The 23,311-nt window shown below is 45.6% G+C and carries 21 protein-coding genes and 2 tRNA genes; 14 read left to right on the top strand and 9 right to left on the bottom strand.

Annotated elements, in window-relative coordinates; genetic code table 11:
• Positions 1–44: 44 nt before the first annotated feature.
• Together ABDW16_RS11945 and ABDW16_RS11940 are read right to left on the bottom strand one after the other, a co-directional pair.
• Positions 45–1,013 carry an electron transfer flavoprotein subunit alpha/FixB family protein gene (locus ABDW16_RS11945; protein ID WP_343669988.1) on the bottom strand — a complete coding sequence of 323 codons (969 nt, stop codon included), beginning with the start codon at positions 1,011–1,013 and terminating at the stop codon, positions 45–47.
• 98 nt (positions 1,014–1,111) lie between these two features.
• Positions 1,112–1,852 (bottom strand): electron transfer flavoprotein subunit beta/FixA family protein, encoded by a 741-nt coding sequence (locus ABDW16_RS11940; RefSeq protein WP_343669987.1) that lies wholly within the window; start codon positions 1,850–1,852, stop codon positions 1,112–1,114.
• Between the two features lie 81 nt (positions 1,853–1,933).
• Here ABDW16_RS11940 and ABDW16_RS11935 point away from each other — a divergent pair, with 81 nt between their 5' ends.
• Both ABDW16_RS11935 and tilS read left to right on the top strand, forming a co-directional pair.
• Positions 1,934–2,212 (top strand): tetratricopeptide repeat protein, encoded by a 279-nt coding sequence (locus ABDW16_RS11935; protein WP_343669985.1) that lies wholly within the window; start codon positions 1,934–1,936, stop codon positions 2,210–2,212.
• A gap of 15 nt (positions 2,213–2,227) precedes the next feature.
• On the top strand, positions 2,228–3,571 hold the full coding sequence (tilS, locus tag ABDW16_RS11930) for a tRNA lysidine(34) synthetase TilS (RefSeq protein WP_343669983.1): 1,344 nt from the start codon (positions 2,228–2,230) through the stop codon (positions 3,569–3,571).
• Here tilS and ABDW16_RS11925 read toward each other — a convergent pair.
• From ABDW16_RS11925 to ABDW16_RS11900, 6 genes are all read right to left on the bottom strand, one after another.
• Entirely contained in the window at positions 3,564–4,019 is a 456-nt protein-coding gene (locus tag ABDW16_RS11925; protein ID WP_343669981.1) for a response regulator, read from the bottom strand. The genes tilS and ABDW16_RS11925 overlap by 8 nt on opposite strands.
• A gap of 264 nt (positions 4,020–4,283) precedes the next feature.
• Complete coding sequence (locus ABDW16_RS11920) at positions 4,284–4,907, bottom strand: rhomboid family intramembrane serine protease (RefSeq protein ID WP_343669979.1); 624 nt, start codon at positions 4,905–4,907, stop codon at positions 4,284–4,286.
• A gap of 41 nt (positions 4,908–4,948) precedes the next feature.
• The gene (locus ABDW16_RS11915) at positions 4,949–5,422 is read right to left on the bottom strand and encodes a 23S rRNA (pseudouridine(1915)-N(3))-methyltransferase RlmH (RefSeq protein ID WP_343669978.1); all 474 of its coding nucleotides are present in this window, start codon (positions 5,420–5,422) and stop codon (positions 4,949–4,951) included.
• 62 nt (positions 5,423–5,484) lie between these two features.
• Positions 5,485–5,561: transfer RNA gene (locus ABDW16_RS11910), tRNA-Arg, on the bottom strand.
• A gap of 128 nt (positions 5,562–5,689) precedes the next feature.
• Positions 5,690–5,766, bottom strand: a tRNA-Arg gene (locus ABDW16_RS11905).
• A 129-nt stretch (positions 5,767–5,895) separates the two neighbouring features.
• The gene (locus tag ABDW16_RS11900) at positions 5,896–6,783 is read right to left on the bottom strand and encodes an AraC family transcriptional regulator (RefSeq protein ID WP_343669977.1); all 888 of its coding nucleotides are present in this window, start codon (positions 6,781–6,783) and stop codon (positions 5,896–5,898) included.
• A gap of 189 nt (positions 6,784–6,972) precedes the next feature.
• On the opposite strand from ABDW16_RS11900, the gene ABDW16_RS11895 reads away from it, so the two are divergent.
• From ABDW16_RS11895 to ABDW16_RS11870, 6 genes are read left to right on the top strand one after another with little or no spacing between them, the layout of a single operon-like run.
• Complete coding sequence (locus tag ABDW16_RS11895) at positions 6,973–10,143, top strand: TonB-dependent receptor (RefSeq protein WP_343669975.1); 3,171 nt, start codon at positions 6,973–6,975, stop codon at positions 10,141–10,143.
• Between the two features lie 13 nt (positions 10,144–10,156).
• Positions 10,157–11,785 (top strand): RagB/SusD family nutrient uptake outer membrane protein, encoded by a 1,629-nt coding sequence (locus ABDW16_RS11890; RefSeq protein WP_343669973.1) that lies wholly within the window; start codon positions 10,157–10,159, stop codon positions 11,783–11,785.
• A gap of 19 nt (positions 11,786–11,804) precedes the next feature.
• Positions 11,805–12,803, top strand: coding sequence for an IPT/TIG domain-containing protein (locus tag ABDW16_RS11885; RefSeq protein ID WP_343669972.1), 999 nt, complete (start codon positions 11,805–11,807; stop codon positions 12,801–12,803).
• 4 nt (positions 12,804–12,807) lie between these two features.
• On the top strand, positions 12,808–13,893 hold the full coding sequence (locus ABDW16_RS11880; RefSeq protein WP_343669971.1) for a glycosyl hydrolase: 1,086 nt from the start codon (positions 12,808–12,810) through the stop codon (positions 13,891–13,893).
• A gap of 1 nt (position 13,894) precedes the next feature.
• Positions 13,895–15,718 (top strand): sodium:solute symporter family protein, encoded by a 1,824-nt coding sequence (locus ABDW16_RS11875; RefSeq protein ID WP_343669970.1) that lies wholly within the window; start codon positions 13,895–13,897, stop codon positions 15,716–15,718.
• A gap of 27 nt (positions 15,719–15,745) precedes the next feature.
• Complete coding sequence (locus ABDW16_RS11870; RefSeq protein WP_343669969.1) at positions 15,746–16,918, top strand: glycosidase; 1,173 nt, start codon at positions 15,746–15,748, stop codon at positions 16,916–16,918.
• Between the two features lie 37 nt (positions 16,919–16,955).
• Here ABDW16_RS11870 and ABDW16_RS11865 read toward each other — a convergent pair whose 3' ends face one another.
• A complete protein-coding gene (locus ABDW16_RS11865; protein ID WP_343669968.1) occupies positions 16,956–18,899 on the bottom strand; it encodes a glycosyl hydrolase family 18 protein in 1,944 nt (647 codons plus the stop codon).
• A gap of 401 nt (positions 18,900–19,300) precedes the next feature.
• Between ABDW16_RS11865 and ABDW16_RS11860 the strand changes: the two genes are divergently transcribed.
• From ABDW16_RS11860 to ABDW16_RS11835, 6 genes are read left to right on the top strand one after another with little or no spacing between them, the layout of a single operon-like run.
• Positions 19,301–19,873 carry a DUF4255 domain-containing protein gene (locus ABDW16_RS11860; RefSeq protein ID WP_343669967.1) on the top strand — a complete coding sequence of 191 codons (573 nt, stop codon included), beginning with the start codon at positions 19,301–19,303 and terminating at the stop codon, positions 19,871–19,873.
• Positions 19,874–19,883: 10 nt separating this feature from the next.
• Positions 19,884–20,666, top strand: coding sequence for a hypothetical protein (locus ABDW16_RS11855; protein ID WP_343669966.1), 783 nt, complete (start codon positions 19,884–19,886; stop codon positions 20,664–20,666).
• A gap of 19 nt (positions 20,667–20,685) precedes the next feature.
• Entirely contained in the window at positions 20,686–22,188 is a 1,503-nt protein-coding gene (locus tag ABDW16_RS11850) for a phage tail sheath C-terminal domain-containing protein (protein WP_343669964.1), read from the top strand.
• 28 nt (positions 22,189–22,216) lie between these two features.
• Positions 22,217–22,669 carry a phage tail protein gene (locus ABDW16_RS11845; protein WP_343669962.1) on the top strand — a complete coding sequence of 151 codons (453 nt, stop codon included), beginning with the start codon at positions 22,217–22,219 and terminating at the stop codon, positions 22,667–22,669.
• A 6-nt stretch (positions 22,670–22,675) separates the two neighbouring features.
• Complete coding sequence (locus ABDW16_RS11840; protein ID WP_343669960.1) at positions 22,676–23,128, top strand: phage tail protein; 453 nt, start codon at positions 22,676–22,678, stop codon at positions 23,126–23,128.
• Between the two features lie 2 nt (positions 23,129–23,130).
• Entirely contained in the window at positions 23,131–23,301 is a 171-nt protein-coding gene (locus tag ABDW16_RS11835; protein WP_343669958.1) for a DUF5908 family protein, read from the top strand.
• The last annotated feature ends 10 nt before the right edge of the window (positions 23,302–23,311 follow it).

Here is a 23,311-nt window from a genome sequence, read left to right as displayed (position 1 = left end):
TCGACTTTCACCGTTGGCAAAAGTCGATCGTTGAATATCTATAATTAGCCTTTTAATGCCTTTACTGCTGCGGTCAACTTTGGCACCACCTCAAACGCATCCCCCACAATTCCGTAATCTGCCGCCTTGAAAAACGGTGCCTCCGGATCTTTATTTATCACAACAATCACCTTACTACCATTAACCCCTGCCAAATGTTGTATTGCACCCGATATTCCTATGGCAATATACAGATTCGGCCGCACTGTCAGGCCCGTCTGGCCCACATGTTCATGGTGGGGGCGCCAGCCTGAATCCGCTACCGGCCTTGAACAGGCGGTACCTGCGCCCAGTGCTTTTGCCAGATCTTCTACCAGGCCCCAGTGCTCAGGTCCTTTTAACCCACGACCACCACTTACTACTATCTCTGCTTCCGTCAGCGGAATTTCTCCACTCACTGTTTCGACCTTACTCACTTTAACTTTAAAATCCCCGTCACTGACAGCAATGGGGAATGCTGCTACTGTAGCAGTATTGGAAGATTTTTCCACGGCAAAGGTATTCGGCATTACTGCTATTACCTTCTTCGCAGCGGTGATATTAATGTTGGCGAATGCTTTGCCGGAGAAGACACTCTTTTTTACCACAAAGCCATTGCTGGTATCCGGATAAGAAACCACACCAGACACGAACCCAGCCTTGAGACGGGCTGCCACCCTGGGGGCGATGGCCTTGCCATCAAAGTTGTGCGGGAATATGATCACATCTGCATCTTCCTGCTCCGCAGCAGCTGCAATGATCTTTGTAAATACGGTTCCTTCGGTTTCATTCAGGCGTGCATCTGCTGCATGCAGTACCTTGCCCGCACCGTAATTGCCCAGTGCTGTCAATTCACTTTCAGGCACTTCTCCCAGCACCAGCACGGTCGCAGTTGTATTAAATTGTTGTGCTACTTTTGCACCATATTGAATCGCTTCAAAAGCCGCCTTTTTAATCTTTCCCTGGGCCTGATCTGCAAATATGAGGACTGACATATCGAATTGACTGTTTAGATTGTTGATTAATGTTTGCAGGCGAGGCGCCTGACGTGGAATGATTTTTCTTAACGGGGTATTCAGTAAGACCGGTTAACTTAAATCACTTTCGCTTCTTCGTGCAGTAGCTTTACCAGCTCTTCCACATTATCGGGGCTGATCATTTTAACACCTGCTTTGGCTGGTGGCAACTCAAAGCTTGCAATGGTAGTCAGCGTATCGGCAGGTGCTGGTTCTACCACCGCCAGTGGCTTGGTTCTTGCGGCCATAATACCACGCATATTAGGGATGCGGGCTTCGGCCATTCCCTTCTGGCAGGATACGACTACCGGCAGGTCTGCAGTAACGATCTCTTCGCCACCTTCGATTTCCCTGTTGATGGTGGCAGTATTGCCACTCAGTTCCAGTTTTGCAGCGATAGATACATAAGGCAGGTCCAGCAGTTCTGCGACCATACCCCCAATAGCGGCGCCATTGTAATCGATGGTTTCTTTTCCTGTCAGGATCAGGTCATAACCCTGCTGTTTGGCATGGGCTGCAATCTGCGCAGCGATAAAATAACTGTCGGGACTCTCAGTATTCACTCTGAAGGCTTCATCGCCTCCCAATGCAAGGGCTTTACGGATAATGGGTTCCGTATCTGCACCACCCACGGTAATGAGATGTACAGTAGCGTTGAGGGACTCTTTCAGTTCCAGCGCCCTGACCAGGGCATACCATTCATCGTAGGGGTTAATGATGAATTGTACACCTGCTTCATTGAATTTCGTGTTGTTGTCTGTGAAAGCTATTTTTGCAGTCGTGTCCGGAGTTTTACTGATACATACTAATATCTTCATGGCCTTAACTGTTTTATGAAAAAAAGCGGTATGAGCAAATATATTTAAATAATGGATAGGATAGCCAGTATAAAAGAATTTTTGAAACAGACGCCCAATGACAGCTTTCTGAAGCATGCATTGGCGCTGGAATATATCAAATTGGGCAACGATACCGACGCCCGGCAGCTATTCGAAGAGCTGCTGGCACACGAACCGGGGTACGTGGGCTCGTACTATCACCTTGGCAAGCTCCTGGAAAGGGCAGGAGCAGAGCAGCAGGCCATTGCCATATACGAAAAAGGCATGGAAATGGCCAAAGCAGAAAATAACAGGCATGCCTACAATGAATTGCAGATGGCGCTGGATGATCTGCTGTAAGAAAATAACAATCGAATGAATACCATGGAGCTTATCAATAGGTTTAAAGCATATATCGTAGCAGAAAAATTGTACCGGCCGGGCGACAAGGTTTTGCTGGCTGTAAGTGGGGGCGTGGATTCCGTCGTAATGGCGCACCTGTATAAACAGGCTGGCATTGATTGTGCCATTGCGCACTGCAATTTTCAGCTCAGGGGGGCAGAATCCATAAGAGACGAGACGTTTGTGACCGCACTGGCCCATGAACTCGGTCTGCCATTGTACACCACCCGGTTTGATACCGAAGCGTACGCCAGTGAAAAGCGTGTATCCATACAGGTGGCAGCCCGTGAACTGCGCTATGCATGGCTGGAAGAGACCCGTCAGCAACAGGGGTATACATTCCTTGCCACCGCGCATCATATGCAGGACAATGTGGAGACGGTATTGATGAACTTTTCCAAAGGCACCGGTATCGCAGGGCTTCATGGCATATTGCCCCGCCAGCAACACCTGATCCGGCCGTTGCTCTTTGCACAGAAAGAGGACCTGGTGGCACTGGCTGCAGTTAACGGGTGGGGGTTTGTAGAAGACAGCTCAAATCTAACTGTAAAATACACACGCAATTTTTTCCGTCACAAAGTGATCCCTGTTATACAGGAAACCTATCCGGCTGCCGTACCCCAGATGGCCGCCAGCATAGACCGTTTCAGGGAGGCGGAACAATTGTACACAGAAGCTGTACTGAAACATAAAAAGCGACTGCTGTTTGAACAAGGTGAGAGCTTTAAAGTACCGGTATTAAAGCTGCAAAAAGCGACGCCGCTGCAAACGCTTGCCTGGGAGATATTCAAAGACTTTGGCTGTAGTCCTGCACAATTGCCACAGGTGATAGACCTGTTGCAATCAGAACCCGGCAGACTGGTAGAGACCTCTACCCACCGCATTATCCGTGACAGGGTATGGCTGCTCATTACGCCACTGGAAGCACCTGAAGCACCCTTAATAGTGATTGAGAAGGAAACGGCAGTAGTGCCGGTGAAAGGAGGGACCCTGAAGTTGAAAATCCGGAACAGCGAAGGCGCCACCATCCCTACATCCCCGCTCATGGCTTGCCTTGACATGGATACACTACAGTTTCCATTGCTGATGCGCCGCTGGAAACAAGGAGATTATTTTTATCCATTGGGCATGCGAAAAAAGAAAAAGCTGAGCCGCTTTTTCATAGATCAGAAATTGTCTTTGATACAGAAAGAAAATATGTGGGTGCTGGAATCAGCCAAACGAATTGTGTGGATCATTGGTATGCGTATAGACGACCGGTGTAAGATTACACCTCATACCAGTAATATGTTGGTGCTGGAATGGCAGCCTATTTAAAGTTTTGGATCAGACTGCTCAGTTCAGGGAAGGAATGTTTCTTCAGGCAGAAATCATAAAAATGCTGAGCAGAAACCAGGTATTCCTCGTAAGTAAACGGTTTCACCATATAGGAGAGCGCGCCGAGTTGACGGCACTCATGCATTTCCATTACGTTCATGGAGGAGGAGAAAATAATCACTGGTATGTCCTGATATTCAGGAATGTTCTTTAGTTCGCGTAAGGTTTCTGTGCCGCTCATTCTTGGCATATTCAGGTCCAGCACAATCAGGGAAGGTAGGGTGCCGGCGTGCTGGTAGAGCTGTTCCATATGCTGTAGTACTTTCTCTCCGTCTTCAACAAGTAGGGGCACGTCAGGCAGGTTGATGGCATTGAAGGCGTCCTGCATAATAAAGCGATCTTCCAGATCATCATCGGCCAATAATATTTTGACATTTTTTTCTTCCATACCTGATTGCTACCAATTCCTGATAAGTGATGAAAGGTCTCCCGTAGAAAAAAATCCACTAATTGATTCCTGATCCACAATGGTATTGTAGGGATATTTACTTCCTTGCTCAATCCGGGTGGTCTTAGATTTCATCAGATGGCGCATTTTAGCTTAGGTGGAACCTTAATTCAAAGACACAAGTGCAAAAAGCAGGCCGTGTAAAACGGAAAAGCCGCTTTGGAATTAGACCAAAGCGGCTTTTCAATATGGTGTTGATCCGTTTTAAAAAGACGGGTGCATAAGCTGATTCAGAAAGTACAATGCGATTTCCGGCTTGAAAACTATCGGAAAGAGCAGACCGAATATTGCTCCCCACAGGTGTGCGGAGTGATTGATACCATCTCCGAACTGACGTTTATCCAGGTAGGCAGTCAGGGCAATGTACAATACAGCATACAGGATCAGCGGCATGGGAAATATCAGTACGTAGATTTTTGCCCATGGTGCAAATAACACTGTCGCGTAGATCACAGCGGATACAGCACCCGATGCACCTACGGAAGAATAATGGTCGTCATTTTTGTGCCTGATATATGTGGGTATACCTGACAATATAATGCCTAACACATAGAATATCAGGAAGTAAAATTTAGACTGAAAAATAGCTTCGAATGTTCCTTCTATAAAGCGTCCGCAAAAGTAGAGGGAGAGCATATTAAATCCCAGGTGCATGAGGTCAGCGTGTACGAGACCGCAGGTTAAGAAGCGGTAGTACTGCTTGCGTTCTTTGATCATAGTGGGTCGCAGGCTCAGGTCGTAAATCTTCTCCGGGTTGTAGAACAACGTGGTGAGTGAAACCAGGCTGGTGATCAGAATAATTGTAAACGTTAAAGTAAGGCCGTCCATGTTGAGTCAAATAATTTATAGGTTGTAATGTACTTAAAATATCACTGATGATGATATTTTTCCCGGTTCAAAACTGTATACGCCCTGTAAATCTGTTCTGTCATAATTAATCTCACCAACTGATGCGGAAAGGTTAATGGGGAGAGGGACATTTTCAGTTGCGCCCTTTCCAGCAAACTATTGTCGATTCCAAATGCCCCACCAATCAAAATAATTAGCTGCCTGGTGCCGGCATTTTCCCTTTGCTGTATGAAATCGGCCAGTTGCAGGGTGGTATGCATCCTGCCATGTTCATCCAGGGCCAGCAGGTAGTCCTGTGGCTGCAGCATATCCATAATCATCTTTGCCTCCGCCTTCTTCAGTTCCGGTACAGACAGGCTGGCCGCCTGCTTGACGGTGGGGATCAGCTTCAGCTCAAAATCTGTATAGTGCTGTAACCGCTTCTGGAAAACCGCAATACCATCCCTGATATATGCGTCATTTTCCTTCCCGATGCTCCAGAGTTGTATTTTCATGATGACAAATGTAAAATATGCATAAAAGAAAAGCCCGTTTCATGTAGATGAAACGGGCTTTTTGGTGACCTCGTCTGGATTCAAACCAGAAACCTTCTGATCCGTAGTCAGATGCTCTATTCAGTTGAGCTACGAAGCCATTTGTTTGCCATTTGGCTGTTTGGGAGGGCAAATTTAGAAAACTTTTTATTGATAACCAAATTTTGTCCTTTCTTTTTTTGAAAGAGAAAAGTTTTGTTCTTTTTTTCGAGTTCAAAACTTTTCTCCTGGTGACCTCGTCTGGATTCAAACCAGAAACCTTCTGATCCGTAGTCAGATGCTCTATTCAGTTGAGCTACGAGGCCGTTCCCGTGATTGGGATTGCAAAAGTAGACTTTATTTTTAAATCACCAAAAAAAAGATGTGTTTTTTTATTCCTAACTGAAATGGCCCTATGAAAAGGGGGCAGGGAATCATCCTGTCGAACCTGGTACTTAAACAAAAGTACGCACACCGGAAGACGATGTATATGCCTGCCGGAACTCCTTGGGAGTGCAATCCTTTTTCTTCCGGAAAATTCTGTTGAAGTTCGATATGTTATTGAACCCGCACTTATAGGCAATTTCATTAATACTATGCGTGGTTTCGATCAGCATCCGGGAGGCATGCCCCAGCCTGATTTCAATAAGCGTATCCACAAATGTCTTTCCTATCTTCAGCTTGAAAAAACGGCTAAAAGACACCTCCGTCATTGACGCAATTTTTGCTGCTTCTCCCAGGGTTACATTTTTATCAAAATGTTCGTTCAGGTATTTCATCACATTGTCAATCCGCCTGCTGTTGTAAGATAGGGTCTCCGTATTCCGGAAACTGGCATCTGACAGGATCCGCATATTCCGGGAAATAGACAGGTCATGCAGAATAGACAGCAGTTCCAGCACAGAATCAAATCCTTGTTTGTGTGGCAACTGTATCAGCCTGGGCATGATATTGCTCACTGTTTCCGGCGAAAACAGGATACCCCGCAGCGATCTTTCCAGCATACTCCTGATAAAACTCATCTGGTTCCGCTGCAGGAACTTATCATCGAACAGATCCCTGTGAAACTGGATGGTAATCTCCCGGATCACCCCTCCGGCATGTTTGTGTGTAAACCACCCATGCTGCAGGTTCGGACCAACCAGTACCAGTTCCAGGTCACCTATTTCCTCGATATGATCCCCGATAATGCGCTTTGCACCAGTCGCATGCTGGATGAAATTCAATTCAAATTCCTCATGGTAATGCAGTGGAAAATCAAAACCTGTTTTTTCCCGGGCAAATAACGTGAAACAATCATTGGGTGTCAGGGGTGTGATTTCCCGTAATAATTTTCCTCTCATAACGATTGGATTCTACCTGCAAGTTAGTAATAATAGTATAGTATTTATGAAATAAAGTATTATTTTAGTTAGATCAGCCAGAGCAAACATATGCCAACGAATATGACAGATAAAATACAATATTGAGATAAAAAAGTATTACAATTCAGAGTGAATTAAAGGCATCTTTGCTATAAATACGCACACGTTATGAAAAACAATCTTTTAAAGGGATTCCCTATCATCCTTTTAATCGTCTTATGCCAGGTGGCGGTCCTGGGCCAGGACCGAAAAATCACTGGTACGATCAAAGATGAGAAAGGAAATTCCCTACCCGGTGCTACCGTACAGGTAAAAGGCATGAAACTGGCCACAAGCACAGACGTTAATGGACACTACACACTCACTGTGCCTGAAACGGGCAAAGTACTCGTCGTTTCTTTTATCGGCATGGTGCCACAGGAATTGCCCATCACTAAAAAGACCGTTTACGACATTAACTTACAATTACAGTCCACACAGCTTAATGACCTCGTCGTGATTGGTTATGGTGCGGTACGTCGTTCCGACCTGACAGGCGCTGTTCAAAAAATCAGCAAGGACGACCTGGTGAGAAACAATCCTACCAATGCCCTCGAAGCCTTACAAGGCAAGCTGGCAGGCGTGAACGTAACACAGAACGATGGCGCCCCCGGTGCAGGTTTGAGCATCCGCGTACGTGGCTCCAATTCATTTCTTGGAGGTACAGAGCCGCTATATGTGATAGACGGGGTACCGTTCAATAATAGCAGCAGCGGCTCCACGCCGGCTTCTATCGGGGACGATGAAAAACAAACTATTAATGCTATGGCATTCGTCAACCCCAGTGACATTGAATCTATCGAAGTGCTGAAAGATGCCTCTGCCACTGCTATCTATGGGTCCCGTGGTGCCAATGGCGTAGTGCTCATCACTACAAAGCGGGGCCGCAGCGGCAAAGACAAGGTAGAACTGAATATCAATATGGGCGTGAATGAAGTGTTTAAGAAAATCCACATGCTCAGTGCCCACGACTATGCCCTGTACCAAAACGAATCATTCCGCAACGAAAACGAGATTGAAGGAACTTCCTATGATCTTCCTTATCCGGGCAAGGATATGCCCGTGTCCGGATACCCCGACTCTACTTACTATGCGCCGGGGCCAGATGATTATGGTAAGGGTACCAACTGGCAGGATATCATCTTTCGCCGTGCCCTCACACAGAACTATACTGTGAGCGTATCCGGTGGTAGTGATGCGGGTAATCACAGCCTGTCTTTCAACTACCTGAACCAGGATGGTACCATTCTCAATTCCAGTTACAAACGTTACAATGTAAACATGAACCTGAACAGGAACATCGGCCAGCGTGTAAAAATCGGTACCAGTACCATGATCAGCCGCTCTATCATGAACGGTGTGAAAACCGGCACCACAAAGATTGATGACGTGACCGCAGGGGTAGTCAGGTCAGCCCTGACCTTTCCCAGCACCTTGTCTCTGACCGATCCTGCCACCGGTGCTTTTACCAGCGTTTACTTCGTAACCAACCCTTACATCTATACGAGAGATGTATTGAACAAAGTATCCAGTATTAATATTTTCTCTTCCAACTATGGTGAAGTGAGCATAACAAAAGACCTGAAGTTCCGTCAGAACATAGGTATGAACTATGCCTATAACCTGCGTGATCAGTATTATCCCCGTACCGTTTATGAAGGCCAGTCTGTGAACGGCTGGGGCCTCAAAGCCGACGATACCTGGAGCAGCGTGGTCTCTGAAAGCCTGCTTACCTATATGAAACAGTTGAACAAACACACGATTAATGTAGTTGCCGGTGCCACTTATGAGCGTACAGATGGTCAGTCTAAAAACATGCAGGCAAAGGATTTTCCGAACGATATCATGAAGAATGAAAACCTGTATGCGGGCGAAATCCAGGTTACACCTACGAACAACAGGTATAGCTCTACATTGATCTCAGGGCTGGTACGTGCCAATTACAACTATGCAGATAAATACCTGCTCACAGCATCTGTACGCCGCGATGGTTCCAGTAAGTTTGGTAAGGATAATAAATGGGCAAACTTTCCCTCCTTTGCCCTTGCCTGGAAAGTAGTGAATGAAAATTTCCTGAAAGGCAACACAGCCATCAGTGACCTGAAACTTCGTGCCAGCTATGGCCAGACAGGTAACCAGGGGATCGGTTCCTATGCCTCTTTATCAAAACTGGCAGTGTACAACTATGTACTGGGGGGCACTGTAGTTACAGGCCTGGCAGATGATTATTACTCTGGTCCGGCGAACAATAAACTGAAATGGGAAACCACTTCTGCCTACAACCTGGGCGTGGACCTGGGTCTCTACAACCGTTTGAACCTGCATGTAGAGGTCTACAAAAAGAAAACTGAGGACTTATTACAATACATCGTTACACCCGCCTCCAGCGGTTATAGCAAAGCGCTTCGTAATTCAGGCAGTGTAGAAAACAAAGGATTGGAAATCGCCGTAGATGGTACCCCGGTTAAAACTAAAAACTTTGAATGGACACTGAATGCCAACATCGCGTTCAACAGGAATAAAATCCTGAGCCTGGGTGGAGATGTGAAAGAGCAGTTTGCGGACAATATCAATACCAGCGACGCACCTTTTATTCAGAAAGTAGGTCATCCCATCGGGGCCATCTATGGCTACCGGGAAGATGGCTATTACGACAATGAAGCAGAGGTACGCAACGATCCTTACTACGCCTCCCAGTCAGACGCTATTGTAAAAAGAACCATTGGCGAAATAAAATACAAGGACCTGGATGGCCAGCCAGGTATTACTACCAATGACCGTACATTCATTGGTAATACCAATCCAGACTACACCTTCGGTATTACGAACAACTTCCGCTATAAAAACTGGGACCTGAGCATCTTTGTGAGCGGTGTACAAGGCAATGATGTAATCAATATGAACTACCGTTTCTTTGGGAACATCGGGGATTATAAAAATATTACCCAGGCCATGTGGGATGGCCGCTGGCAGGAAGGTAAGGACAACAGCCACGCTACAGGTCCGAAAGCCATTCACCAGTTCTGGCGTACTATGTACTTCTCCCGCAGGTATATTGAAGATGGAAGTTTTGTAAAGATCAAGAACGTACAGGTCGGTTATAATGTGCCGAACAAAATTCCGGGCATCTCTGCACTCCGTGTATCCCTGGCAGTAAATAACCTGTACACCTTTACCAAATACACCGGCTATGATCCTGAGGTAAACGGTTTTGGCGATAATCCTGCTTTATTTGGGGTGGACCTGGGTGGTTACCCTGGTTCAAGGACTTATACCTTCAGCGTTCGTGCTAATTTCTAAAAATGACCACATTATGAAAAAAATAATTCTCTTAATAGCGACGGTAGGTATGCTGTTCGCCAGCGCCTGTAAGAAGCAGCTGGAAGAAACGTCTTACAGCTTTATTTCCCCGGATGATTTTTATACCAGCGGCGATGATGCGGTGACCGCCGTCAATGGTATTTACAGCGAGTTATTTACTTACGATCTCTATATACAACCCTTCTGGAACCTGACCCTGCTGGATGACGACCATGTATCTGGTGCGGATTGGTACCTGGGATATGCAGGTGCTGGTAACCCTTCCAGTTATTGGGGAATTGACCGCCCCTGGTCCGGGTTGTACCTCATGATTTCAAGGGCAAATACGGTGCTGGAAAAAGTACCAGGCATTGCTTCAGACAAAATTACAGACGATTTAAGAAGCAGGGTGATGGGCGAAGCATATTTCCTGAGAGGATGGGCATATTTCCAGCTGGTTCAGTTGTATGGGGGCGTGCCTTTACGTATGCATTCCCTGTCTGCAGATCCCAACCAGAATATTCCCCGCTCTTCTGTGAAAGCAGTGTACGATACTGTTGTAAGTGATCTGAAACGTGCTGAAGCGAGCTTATTTTATGCTACTGACTCCCGTTCCGGTGAAACAGGCAGGGTGAATAAAGGTGTAGCACAGGGATTTCTTGCAAAAGTATACCTGACGATGGGGTCAGGTGCGCTCTCCGGCAATATTTCTGTACGTGGTGGCCAGGACAATGCTTACTATAGTTATGCCAAAGATGTGGTAGCAGGTTATGATAGCCTGGACAGTAAAGCCTGTTATACGCTGGCAAGAGACAAGGCGCTTGAACTGATTCAGGCTGGCCAGTATTCCCTCTTTGACAACTGGGCTGATATCTGGACCAAAGCGAATCGCAATGGAAAGGAGCATATGTGGGAAATACAATCCCTTGCTGGTTCTTCCTTTGTAAATGATTTACATTCTTATTTCACTGCCGGCTCTTACAACTTTGGATTGGGGGCAGTCTGGATGACCAACAACCATTATAAGAACTATGAGGAAGACCTGGATACGCGTATAGTGGACGGTGTTACCCATCAGTATACTGCTTATAGAAAAACATCAGCAGGTACCAATTATTACTATCCATCCTGGGAATCTTCCAAATACAGTACAGATGCCAGCGGCAATTCTTATTACAACAATGGCGGTACGGACAATAAAGCCTTTGTAACCAAGTTCAGTGATGTAACTGATCCTACTGTATCTACCAGCGACGCGTTTTTCCCGGTGATGCGCTATTCAGAGGTGCTGCTCATGTACGCAGAAGCAGAGAATGAAGTGAATGCAGGTCCGGATGCTGCGGCCTACCAATACCTGAACCAGGTAAGACAAAGATCTAAAGCGACAGCAGCGCCGACTGGCCTGACACAGGAAGAGTTCCGCAGTTTTGTACTGGAAGAAAGAGGACGTGAGTTCTCCCTGGAAAATATCCGCAGGTATGACCTGATTCGCTGGGGTGTTTATTTGCAGGTGATGAATAAAATTTCATTGGGGCAGGATAATATATCTAAGGTAAGAACAAATAAAAACCTCCTGTTGCCTATACCAACCAGTGAATTAAGTTCTAATTCTGCAATCACCAGTAATAATCCCGGATGGTAATAAACTAAAAATTTCACTTATGAAAAAGTTACTCTTCATAGCATTAGTACTCTTCGGTAGCTGCAAAAAAGAAGACTCCGGAGATACGGCAGCGCCGATCATTTCATCAGTCACCACGACCACAGACAGAACGACGGGGATCAGTTCCGGTTCATTGTCTGAATGGGTACAGATAAAAGGTTTGCACCTGGCTACAACCCAAACCGTTCGGTTCAATACACTGGAAGTAAGTGCCGGCGATTTCTACGCCACAGATACCAGTGTGACGGTACAGATCCCCGGTGAGATTGCAGATAGCCTTACGAATAAAGTGACGGTGATTACAAAATACGGGCAGGCAGATTATGACTTTACTGTCGAAATCCCTGCACCGGCTATTACGTCCTTTGATCCGGCGGTTGGTGATGCGGGCGCAGTGGTGAATATTGCGGGGAATTGGTTCCAGAACCTGGAAAGTGTAAAAATCGGGACACTGACAGCAGAGATTGTATCCAGCACGGATACGACCATTCAAATCAAAGTACCGGATGGGTTTACGCCAGGGTATTTATATATCACCACATCTACAGGTGGTACAACAAAATCTGCAAATCCCTTTGGGATGAGTTATGCTGTATATGATGATGCAGCGAATGCAGACTGGTGGTTTGGGCCATGGTCTGCAGATGTAACGACAGGGAGTACAGAGCAGGTACGCAGGGGTAGTAATAGTATCAAGGTACAGTATACCGGCGGATATGGTGGTTTCCAATGTGGCTCCTGGGTTGATGTGACGAGTTACCAGGGCATAAGGTTATCTATGTATGGTGGCAGTGGTACCAAAGGAATGCAGGTAAAACTGTACATCAATGGGGTATCAGGTACAGGTGTAATACTTACCCTGTCAGAAGGTACCTGGACGGATTATAGTGTACCATTTAGTGCACTGGGCAATCCGACTAACTTGTCTATATTGGTGATACAGGAGTTCAGCAACAATAATAGTCTTATTTATATTGATGATCTGGGTTTATTCTAAGCATATGAAAATACTCTGTGGTATACTTCTATTTATGGGCACCGCTGCATTTGCACAGGCAGATAAGCAAGCGAATGCGGAAACAAAGAACCTGTATCAGCACCTGCAGCAATTACCTGCTAAAGGATTCCTGGTAGGGCACCAGGATGATCTCGCTTATGGGGTGAACTGGAAATATAAAGCGGGGAATAGTGATGTGAAGGCAGTCTGTGGCGATTATCCGGGTTTGTATGGCTGGGACCTTGGCGGAATAGAATTGCCGGGGGGAGATAAAAATCTCGATGGTGTACCATTTAAAAAAATGAAGCAATATATCAGAGAGGGATATGAGCGTGGTGGTGTAATTACAATCAGCTGGCATGCACGTAGTCCATTCGGCGCGGAGAAGGGGGCATGGGATACGACTCATGGTACGGTGACCAGTATCCTGCCTGGTGGCGTGAATCATGCACTGTATAAGGAGTGGCTGGACAAGGTAGCAGGATTTCTGCAATCATTGAATGGAATTCCGATACTCTTCAGGCCATTTCATGAACTTACCGGAAATTGGTTCTGGTGGGGACGTACAGCCTGCACACCCGATGAATTCAAAACACTGTGGCGGTTCACTGTTTACTATTTAAAGGAAGAGAAGCATCTCCATAATTTACTCTATGTATATAACACCAGTGGGGAGACTAAGAGAGCCCTCGTTTTGGAAAGATATCCGGGGGATGATATGGTAGATGTGATCAGTTTCGATACCTATCAGTATGATGACAGCTTTGTCAAAAATGTACAGCAGCAACTGGCCCTGCTGGATAGTATTGTGACAGAGAAAGGAAAGATTCCTGCATTGGGGGAAACAGGATATGAAGCAATTCCCGATGCATCGTGGTGGACAAAGTCCTTATTGCCCGCGATTGGGAATTATAAGATCGCATACGTGCTGTTATGGCGCAATCATGGGTACAATGAATTTATGAAGAAGATGCATTACTATATGCCTTACCCGGGGCAGTTATCTGCAGAGGATTTCAGGGTTTTTTATAATGACAAGAAAACTCTTTTTGAACGTGATGCTGCTGAACTAGGACTATACAAACAATAATATGCGATTGACAATATTTGATGCCGCCATTATTATTCTTTACCTCATTGGTATGGTAATGATCGGTTGGTTCCTCCGCAAGAAAGCCCGACAGAACAAAGAGAGTTACCTGATGGGTGGGAAACAGCTGCCCTGGTACCTATTAGGTCTCTCTGACGCCTCTGACATGTTCGACATCAGCGGTACCATGTGGATGGTAGCGCTCTGTTTTGTGTACGGCATGAAGAGCATCTGGATCCCATGGTTATGGCCGGTATTTAACCAGGTTTTCAACATGATGTTCCTGTCTAAATGGCTGCGCCGCTCTAATGCCAACACAGGCGCCGAATGGCTCGCCACCCGCTTTGGACTGAGCGGCAGGGGAGTGAAGTCGTCGCACAATGTAGTGGTGGCTTTTGCTTTGTTAGGTTGCCTGGGCTTTCTGGCGTATGGATTTGTAGGATTGGGTAAGTTCATAGAGATATTTGTGCCCTGGTCGCTGGTGCAACCTTACATTCCATTTACGGTGGCACCGGCATATGTACCACATGTATATGGTATCGTCTTTACTTTGTTTGCGATGTTTTATTCCATCCTGGGTGGCATGCACAGCATTGTGCTGAGTGATATGATTAAGTACATCATCATGACCATTGGCTGTTTTGCTATTGCCGGAATTGCAATGGTACACCTGCATGGCAAAACACTGCCGGTACCACAGGGCTGGGGCAATCCTTTCTTTGGATGGAAATTAGATCTTGACTGGTCAGCGCTGATCGCGGATGCCAATAAAAAGATAGCCGATGATGGCTATGGGCTCTTTGGCCTGTTCTTCATGATGATGCTGTTCAAAGGCGTCTTTGCGAGCCTGGCAGGACCAGCGCCTAACTACGATATGCAAAAGGTATTGAGTAGCCGCTCCCCCAAAGAAGCAAGTAAAATGACGGGGTTTGTATCCCTGATTTTATTGCCTGTAAGGTATTCCATGATCATTGGATTAACAGTGATGGCATTGTTGTATTACAACCAGCTCGACATCAGGGGCGCAGGTGGAACAGATTTCGAACGGATTTTACCGGCTGCTATCAATGCATTTCTGCCGGCGGGTATATTGGGTATTGTATTAACGGGGTTGCTCGGTGCATTCATGGGAACCTTTAGTGGTACGCTGAATGCTGCCCAGGCTTATATCGTGAATGACATCTACCTGAAATATGTAAATCCTGGTGCATCGAACAAAAAGATCATCTCCATGAATTATACTGTAGGTGTATTGACAGTAGCGATCAGCATTGTACTGGGTTTCTTTGCAAAAGATGTAAACAGCATTCTGCAATGGATAGTCGGCGCACTGTATGGTGGTTACATTGCTGCCAATATGCTGAAATGGTACTGGTGGCGCTTTAATGCCAATGGGTTCTTCTGGGGCATGATCTGCGGTATTGTAGCTGCCCTGATTTTCCCCTTCATCTTTACAGGGTTACCATTATACAACTGGCCTTTATTATTCTTCATTTCGCTTATAGGATGTGTGGTGGGTACTTATGCCGCACCACCTACAGACATGGAGACCTTAAAAACATTTTATCGTACGGTCAGGCCCTGGGGCTTCTGGGCGCCGGTGCATGCACTGGTGGTGGCCGAAGAACCCAACTTTCAACCCAATCGCCGCTTTGGGCTGGATATATTCAATGTGGTGCTGGGTATCATTGCCCAATGCTGCCTGACTATCCTGCCCATGTATGTGGTGCTCTGGTGCCAGTTGCCACTGGCTGTGACGGTCTGCATCCTTGTTGTTATAGCCTTTATCTTAAAGCGTACCTGGTGGGACAAACTGGAAAATTAAACGTGAAATCAATAAAAACGAAAAGTTATGAACTTTGAACAGCGGCTGGCAGCATTACAGCAATCATCAGAAGTATTGCTAAGCCGGCCTAACAGCCGGTTACCACTGGGCAATGGTGTGTATGACAGGTATGCACACCCTGTACTAACTGCAGCACATACACCTATATGCTGGCGATACGATCTGCGGAAGGAAACGAACCCTTATCTCATGGAGAGATATGGGATCAATGGGGTGTTTAATGCGGGAGCAATTAAATTTGGTGATAAATATCTGATGGTGGCCAGGGTGGAATCTGTAGACAGAAAGTCCTTTTTTGCGGTCGCAGAAAGTCCGAATGGAACAGATAATTTCAGATTCTGGGATACCCCGGTGACCATTCCTGAAACGGAGAATCCGGATACGAATGTATATGATATCAGGATGGTGCAGCATGAAGATGGGTGGATCTATGGATTATTCTGTACAGAACGCAAAGACCCCGCTGCGCCACTTACTGACCAGTCAGCAGCCGTGGCACAGTGTGGTATAGTAAGAACAAAAGATTTGCGCAGCTGGGAGCGTTTGCCTGATTTAATTACGCCTTCGCCACAACAGCGGAATGTGGTATTACATCCTGAGTTTGTAAACGGGCAGTATGCTTTTTATACAAGGCCGCAGGATGGATTTATCAATACCGGTTCCGGTGGGGGAATTGGATTTGGCCTGGCGGCAAGTATGGAAGGAGCCGTGATTAAAGAAGAAATTGTAATTGATCCCAAAGTCTATCATACTATTTCAGAAAGTAAAAATGGACTGGGGCCGGCGCCGATCAAAACACACCTGGGATGGTTACACCTCGCGCATGGTGTAAGAAATACAGCGGCCGGACTACGGTATGTATGCTATTTGTTTATGACAGACCTGCATGACCTTACAAAGGTGATCCACAAACCAGCCGGATATTTTTTAGCACCGGAAGGAGAGGAGCGGGTAGGTGATGTTTCGAATGTATTATTCAGTAATGGATGGATTGCAGATGAAAACGGAGATGTGTTTATTTATTACGGTTCATCCGATACGAGAATGCATGTAGCGACAAGCACCATTGATAAGTTGCTGGATTATGTGATAAATACACCGGAGGATGGGTTGCGGTCAGCGGCGACTGTAAAGGTGATTAATTCTATCATCAGTGCAAATAAATCAGTTATCCTTTAAGCTTTGGATATCCCTGGGCACTCAGCAATCTGGGCGCTCAGGGAATATCTTTGTCTCTTTTTCTTAATATAGGGAAAACAAATATTCTCATCATTGTCATTCCCAGGAATATCCCAATCAGGAATACTACCAGTACATTATACAGCGATATCTTTTTACATTCAGCCGTATCGTCTGTAAGGCCCAGCAAGGGCATTCTCTTGGCCAGCATCAGGTTTATTGTACCTGACAATATCATCAGCACAATCAATGTTACCAACAGGTATAACATCTTTTTCCGCCATTTCCATTCTGTTCCTTCCATCCGCACCTGGTAGACATAGATCAATCCAACAACCAGCGCACAGACAAATAAAAATATAGTCAGGTACTTAAAATAATCATCACTTTTATACCTGGCCATATTGGTTTTACAGGGATCCTTCAACAGACTGTCAATGCCAATCATTTCATGATGGAAACGTAATTGCAATTTTCTCCATAAAGATAATTCCGGCGCAGGCTTGGGTACCAGTCTTACGGTATCGATAAACAGGGTATCGATTATTGTAAACTTATCAGTGAGCTCATCCCACAATTCACCGTATCCGTCATCTGCACCTAAAGGATAAACAGCTACGCCTCCCAATCCATTCCTCAGCACATAATCATATTTTACATCCATTGTAGTCGGATCATTAAACCATGTTTGGGTCAGCAGGCCATTCTCTGTTTTTTCGACAAAGGCAGCTGCTGCTGTCACGTCATAGTTGATCATTGAGTCGGCCGGATATTCTTTTTTAATATTACTATAGGCAACAAACGAAGGCTTTTTACCTTCCCATTTTATTCCATTGTAAGGTAACATTACAACGAATTTATCAGGAGGGATCAGCTGATTGATATATTTTGATACCACTGGCGCAATGCTATAATTAACATTCCCTTTCAGGGGATCGCTGCTACCCGGTTCTGCAGGTGCTTCCGTAAAATTGATCAGGAAATATTTTACCAGGGGCGCCATTTCACGAAGGTCATATGCCTTGTTCCTGTCATTTGCAGGAATAGTTACCATTACAATATATCTCTCAGCAAGACGATTACTCAATATCGTCACAAACTGTGTAAGTGCATCCCGTTCGCTTTGTTTTACTCCTTTAAACCAAACATTAACACCTACCGCCTGTTGTGCTTCCAACATTGGCAATAATGAATCTACCAGCTCAAACTGCGCTGCTTCATCTTGTAGCAAGCCATTGCGGTTAGAGATAGTTAACAATGCCTGGCAACGATTCTTTGCTGCAGCGGTCAAAATCTTTGGCGGAACAGGGGGCGTTGCCGCCAGGTAACTCAATGATGTGAAATTATAATTCCTGTAGGCTTCGGGGTATTCATTAGATTGAATCCCAATCACTGCCGCCTGATGAGCGAGTCGTATTTTATAGGTTCTGCCCAGGGTATCACTTAGGCGTAGTGTATCAATCTTGTCTGGTGGTCTTCCATACAATGACCGGATTATTTTTAAACGTTGTTGTTGTGCAGTATCATTTTTGATCTCCACCTGTTTTTGTTGTAATAATGGAATCAGCTTCGCTGCCAGTTCTGTCATTTCTTCGTCTGTAATAGTGTCTTTTATAAAGACCGTGTCAGCTGTTCTTTTCGACAGACTATCGTTTAGTAATTGACGTAAGTAGGCATAACTCTGGATGCGTTCGTTATTCAATGCCCAGTTCAGGTATTTAATCGCTGCCGGCGTGGCCAGCAGTGAATCTACAAAAAGCCCGTTTACAATTGTTATGACCCGCTGCTGTTCCCGTTTCCTGGCGTTGCGTCTGAATTGCAACATTTCAGTGATCCGCTTTAGCAGTTTAGTTTTCACCGCAGTATCCTTAGGTATTTGCTGGCATACAGCTACTGACGCAGTCATGGTACTCACTGCAAAAAAGAAGATTGTGGAGAGAAATAAAATCAGACGGAACTTACTCCGAATGCAGGGTATCATACTTCAGTTTAATATCGGGTTTCAGGGGATGAAGTTATTGATGCAATAGTAAGGAATCTGTATAAAAAATAGACAATAATTTGTTCAAAATAAAATTTGAATAATTTTTTTTAACTCCTATATTGCGTTTGAATTTGAATTCCTAGCCCGCAGAATTCAACCGTTTAATACTTAAACTTCGTTAATGACTCCTAAATACTGACGTTTCCAGGCGTTACGGATTTCTGTTTCCAGTACTGACTCCCTCAAAGTGTATTTGCTACATACTGCGAAGCCGATTTCGTACCGGGCATTCTTATAAACGGATTTACTGACATTGTAGAATAGCAGTGTGTGATCATAGTATGTGCTTACTAACATACATGGTTATACGGGTTACTATTGCTTTTAAAATGACAGATATGATCTATGAAACCCTTTCCTGCATTGTCGATGAGATGAACCGTTTTTTTAACAGGCAGTTGCATCTCAATGAAGACAAGGTAGTGTTGTCGTCCATCGTTAACCAGGATGGTACTGTCGCTATACAGGGCGAAAATAAAGTGGCGCTTACACTTATTAATGTAGAAAAAGAACCGGCGGGCAAAGGTGTGCCGGGGTTCAATAGCGGTACGGTAACTGCGAAAAGCATGCCCCCGGTATGCATCAATCTGTACATTTTATTTTCTGCATATTTTAGTCAGAACAATTATGCGGAAGCATTGCGCTTCCTGTCATTTATCATTGCGTATTTTCAGTCCAGGAATGTTCTGAACAGCGCGAATACACCGTCGCTGGATAAGCGGATAGACAAGCTGATGTTCGAAATGGAGAGCCTGGGAACAGAACGGTTGAATAACGTATGGGCTACATTGGGCGCGAAATATATGCCATCTGTAATTTACAAAATGCGCATGCTGACATTTGATGAAAGTGTAATTGTGGAATACAGACCTGGTGTATCGGAGCCATCCGGCAATACGCGTCCTGTATAATAAAGTATTCATGAGCTATACATTGTTGACAACGGTTTATTTCCGTCATCACTATTATTCTTCTAACAGGTATGAGCAGCTACAGGTGACGATCCCTGTGGCCACAGCAGGGAATATGCGGCGTTATGGATTATTGCTGCGGCAGTTTGCGGATGGTATCACTTTGTTTTTTGATAGCACTACGTTCAGCAGGGACAGTATTTTAAAGGATGCACTGTCCCTGAGTTTTGACCTCTCTTTAAAGGATTACCTATTCTATAATTACACAGATCTGCAGCAGCACGATCTGCCGGATAGTATGCTCCTGTTCACTAATAAAAATAATTCTACGGGCAGGTTACACCAGGAGTTATACGTTTCTGACAGTGATGTGGTGCCGGTTGCAGGTCCGGGATTTAGCCACCAGTTTGGCCGTATAGAGCTACTGCTCACTGATGAATTGCAGGCGAAGTATGAAATCTGTTTTGCACCCAGGGCTACCCACTGGAAATATTTCCTGATGAGCGGGCACTTGCAGGAAATAGCACAACCAATGGTAGTAGATTCCTTGGGCAAAACTACTTTCAGTGCGCCACAATCTGTCGTGTTGCCAGATGGCCGGAAAGGGATTGTATTTATTTCGGATACACCAGTTACACTCGCTCAGCATAGGGCTCCTTTTATGCTGGTAGATGACTCCGCGGGCAGCGATGCGCGGCGCACTATCATTCCTGTATTGCCTACGCCAGACATCAGCAGAATTTCTGCTGCGGGTGGCAATATGCAATTATCATCTGAAATCTTTTTATACTAATCGTTAAACTGCTTTATCTATGGCCTCAACACTTATGACACCCGGCGTTTATATTGAGGAAAAAAACGCCTTCCCCAGCTCGGTGGTCGCCGTAGAGACAGCGGTTCCTGTCTTTATCGGCTACACAGAAAAGGCCGAACGGTTCGGGAAATCGCTGCTCAACAAGCCCACCCGCATTACATCCTTTGCAGAGTTCGTAGAGAATTTCGGCGGAGGGTTTCATGCAAAGTTCACCATCGCTGCGGCTGATCCTGCCAAACCAGGTGAGACCTTCATGATTAATGGTGCTCCTTATGTGGTGACAATCAATCCTAAAAATACGGTCTACCTTTTTAACAGTATTCGCCTCTTCTATGCAAATGGTGGCAGCAACTGTTATATTGTATCCGTAGGCACCTATGGCGATAAGCCAGATGGTATTGAGATTGCGCCGGCGGACTTTATCGGTTCAGATACCAAACCTGATATCTTTGAACTGCTGAAAAAAGAATTTGAACCAACACTGGTAGTCATCCCGGACGCAATTGCACTGGGTGCCGATGCATACGGAAGTATTTATACAAAAGTACTGGGCCACTGCCGTGATACACAAAGCCGCTTTGGCATTTTTGATCTCGCACAACAATCCTTCACTGATACCACAGACGCAGTAGTAAAAACATTCAGAGACAAAATAGGCGTCAATGCACTTAACTATGGCGCCGCCTACTATCCCTGGCTGAAAACAGCTATTGTACAGGCCAGTGAAATCAGTTTTGAAAACCTGGATGCCACTGTTGACCTGGAAAAACTGCTGCCTGAAACTGCAGCCCAGAAGATTGTTCAAACTTTTAAAGGGGTGGCAGCACCAGATGATAATGCGAAGAAGAATTATCACCAATCACTCAAAGCAGCCAGTCCTACCTACAACAGCATTCTTGAAGAAGTGCGTTCACGCCTCAACGAGTTGCCACCCAGTGGTGCTATAGCCGGCCTTTATACGATGGTCGACAACAACCGTGGGGTATGGAAATCGCCGGCCAATGTTAGTATTAATATGGTAAATGCACCTGCGGTAAATATCTCCAACGACGAGCAGAAAGACCTCAACGTGGATGTAATGGCGGGTAAGTCGATTAACGTGATCCGTCCTTTCCCCGGCATCGGGGTACTGGTATGGGGTGGCAGAACACTGGACGGCAACAGCCAGGACTGGCGATACATCAATGTAAGGCGCACCCTGATCATGATTGAACAATCGATCAAACTTGCTGCCCGCGCCTATGTATTCGAGCCCAATGACGGAACTACCTGGGTGACGGTTAAGAGTATGATCAACAACTTTCTGAATAACCTCTGGAAACAGGGAGCGCTGGCCGGGGCAGCACCCGAAACTGCCTATGATGTACAGATTGGCCTGGGTACTACCATGACACCACAGGACATCCTGGATGGTAAAATGCTCATCACCGTTAAGGTAGCGATCGTTCGCCCCGCTGAATTTATCGTGATTACCTTCCAGCAACAAATGCAGCAATCATAATATTTCTTCACTTTAAAATCATTCTAACATGGCAGATGATGGATCAGCACAGTCACAGACGGTGTGGCCTTTGGTCAAATTTTCCTTCAAAGTAATGTGGGATGGTGCCGAACTGATATTCCAGGAAGTGACAGGATTATCGTCCGAAACACAAATCATAGAATACAGAGGTGGCAGCAATCCTGTATACTCCACAGTAAAAATGCCGGGCATACAAAAGTTCTCGAACATTACCCTGAAGAAAGGCATCTTCAAAGGTGATAAAGCGCTGTGGGATAAATACAGTGCTATCAAAATGAATACCTACAAGCGTTCCAGCATCGTCATCAGTCTGCTGGACGAAGGACAACAGGTGGCGATGAGCTGGACATTGAAGAACGCGTTCCCTTCCAAAATCACGGTGACAGATATGAAGTCTGATGCGAATGAAGTTGCCGTAGAAACTATGGAAGTGGCACATGAAGGTCTCACACCAAGCTGATAATATATGCCGCGTCCTGATAGTACTTTTTACCCACCTACGGGCCTTTATTTCAAAGTTTCATTTGCAGGAATACTAGGTGTTCTCGAAAGCAATTTTACCGAAGTAAGCGGTATTTCTGTGGCCATTACGCCCGAAGAAGTGAAGGAAGGAGGAGAGAACCGGTTCACACACCGGCTCCCTTCTCCTCCCAAATATGGCAACCTGGTGCTGAAACGGGGTATGGTCATTGGTTCGCCGCTAATAAGCTGGGCAGAAGCCTGTATCAATGATTTTCAGATTAAACCTAAAACAGTAGTGGTACAACTGCTGAACGACGATGGCAAACCTATTTCGCACTGGACCTTCTATAATGCATATGCTGTTAAAATGGATTTTTCCGGGCTGGTTGCTAAGGAAGCACAGGTAGTCATCGAAACATTGGAATTATCGTATGATTTTTTTGAAAAAACGTTATAATCATGGCGCTTGAAATTCGCGAACTGGTCATCAAAGTTACTATCACTTCCGGGCAGCCTGCCAGGCAGGAGCAGCCCGATGCATCGCTCATCAGGCAGCTGAAAGATAAAATCGTAAAAGAGTGCATGCTGCAACTAAAAGCAGGGCTCAACGCAAGCGCTGAAGACAGATAAACCACACACC

The sequence above is a fragment of the Chitinophaga sp. genome, assembly GCF_039596135.1.
In the GTDB taxonomy this organism is placed as follows: Bacteria; Bacteroidota; Bacteroidia; order Chitinophagales; family Chitinophagaceae; genus Chitinophaga.
The sequence above is the reverse complement of the archived record's forward strand: the minus strand, read 5'-3'. Positions and strand labels throughout refer to the sequence as shown.

What these genes read in the sequence shown, in the direction of transcription:
- ABDW16_RS11915 (WP_343669978.1), bottom strand. Translation starts at nt 5,422, where the DNA reads ATGAAAATACAACTCTGGAGCATCGGGAAGGAAAATGACGCATATATC.
- ABDW16_RS11880 (WP_343669971.1), top strand. Translation starts at nt 12,808, where the DNA reads ATGAAAATACTCTGTGGTATACTTCTATTTATGGGCACCGCTGCATTT.
- ABDW16_RS11900 (WP_343669977.1), bottom strand. Translation starts at nt 6,783, where the DNA reads ATGAGAGGAAAATTATTACGGGAAATCACACCCCTGACACCCAATGAT.
- ABDW16_RS11925 (WP_343669981.1), bottom strand. Translation starts at nt 4,019, where the DNA reads ATGGAAGAAAAAAATGTCAAAATATTATTGGCCGATGATGATCTGGAA.
- ABDW16_RS11840 (WP_343669960.1), top strand. Translation starts at nt 22,676, where the DNA reads ATGCCGCGTCCTGATAGTACTTTTTACCCACCTACGGGCCTTTATTTC.
- ABDW16_RS11890 (WP_343669973.1), top strand. Translation starts at nt 10,157, where the DNA reads ATGAAAAAAATAATTCTCTTAATAGCGACGGTAGGTATGCTGTTCGCC.
- ABDW16_RS11945 (WP_343669988.1), bottom strand. Translation starts at nt 1,013, where the DNA reads ATGTCAGTCCTCATATTTGCAGATCAGGCCCAGGGAAAGATTAAAAAG.
- ABDW16_RS11895 (WP_343669975.1), top strand. Translation starts at nt 6,973, where the DNA reads ATGAAAAACAATCTTTTAAAGGGATTCCCTATCATCCTTTTAATCGTC.
- ABDW16_RS11850 (WP_343669964.1), top strand. Translation starts at nt 20,686, where the DNA reads ATGGCCTCAACACTTATGACACCCGGCGTTTATATTGAGGAAAAAAAC.
- ABDW16_RS11875 (WP_343669970.1), top strand. Translation starts at nt 13,895, where the DNA reads ATGCGATTGACAATATTTGATGCCGCCATTATTATTCTTTACCTCATT.
- ABDW16_RS11920 (WP_343669979.1), bottom strand. Translation starts at nt 4,907, where the DNA reads ATGGACGGCCTTACTTTAACGTTTACAATTATTCTGATCACCAGCCTG.
- tilS (WP_343669983.1), top strand. Translation starts at nt 2,228, where the DNA reads ATGAATACCATGGAGCTTATCAATAGGTTTAAAGCATATATCGTAGCA.
- ABDW16_RS11870 (WP_343669969.1), top strand. Translation starts at nt 15,746, where the DNA reads ATGAACTTTGAACAGCGGCTGGCAGCATTACAGCAATCATCAGAAGTA.
- ABDW16_RS11865 (WP_343669968.1), bottom strand. Translation starts at nt 18,899, where the DNA reads ATGATACCCTGCATTCGGAGTAAGTTCCGTCTGATTTTATTTCTCTCC.
- ABDW16_RS11845 (WP_343669962.1), top strand. Translation starts at nt 22,217, where the DNA reads ATGGCAGATGATGGATCAGCACAGTCACAGACGGTGTGGCCTTTGGTC.
- ABDW16_RS11835 (WP_343669958.1), top strand. Translation starts at nt 23,131, where the DNA reads ATGGCGCTTGAAATTCGCGAACTGGTCATCAAAGTTACTATCACTTCC.
- ABDW16_RS11860 (WP_343669967.1), top strand. Translation starts at nt 19,301, where the DNA reads ATGATCTATGAAACCCTTTCCTGCATTGTCGATGAGATGAACCGTTTT.
- ABDW16_RS11855 (WP_343669966.1), top strand. Translation starts at nt 19,884, where the DNA reads ATGAGCTATACATTGTTGACAACGGTTTATTTCCGTCATCACTATTAT.
- ABDW16_RS11940 (WP_343669987.1), bottom strand. Translation starts at nt 1,852, where the DNA reads ATGAAGATATTAGTATGTATCAGTAAAACTCCGGACACGACTGCAAAA.
- ABDW16_RS11885 (WP_343669972.1), top strand. Translation starts at nt 11,805, where the DNA reads ATGAAAAAGTTACTCTTCATAGCATTAGTACTCTTCGGTAGCTGCAAA.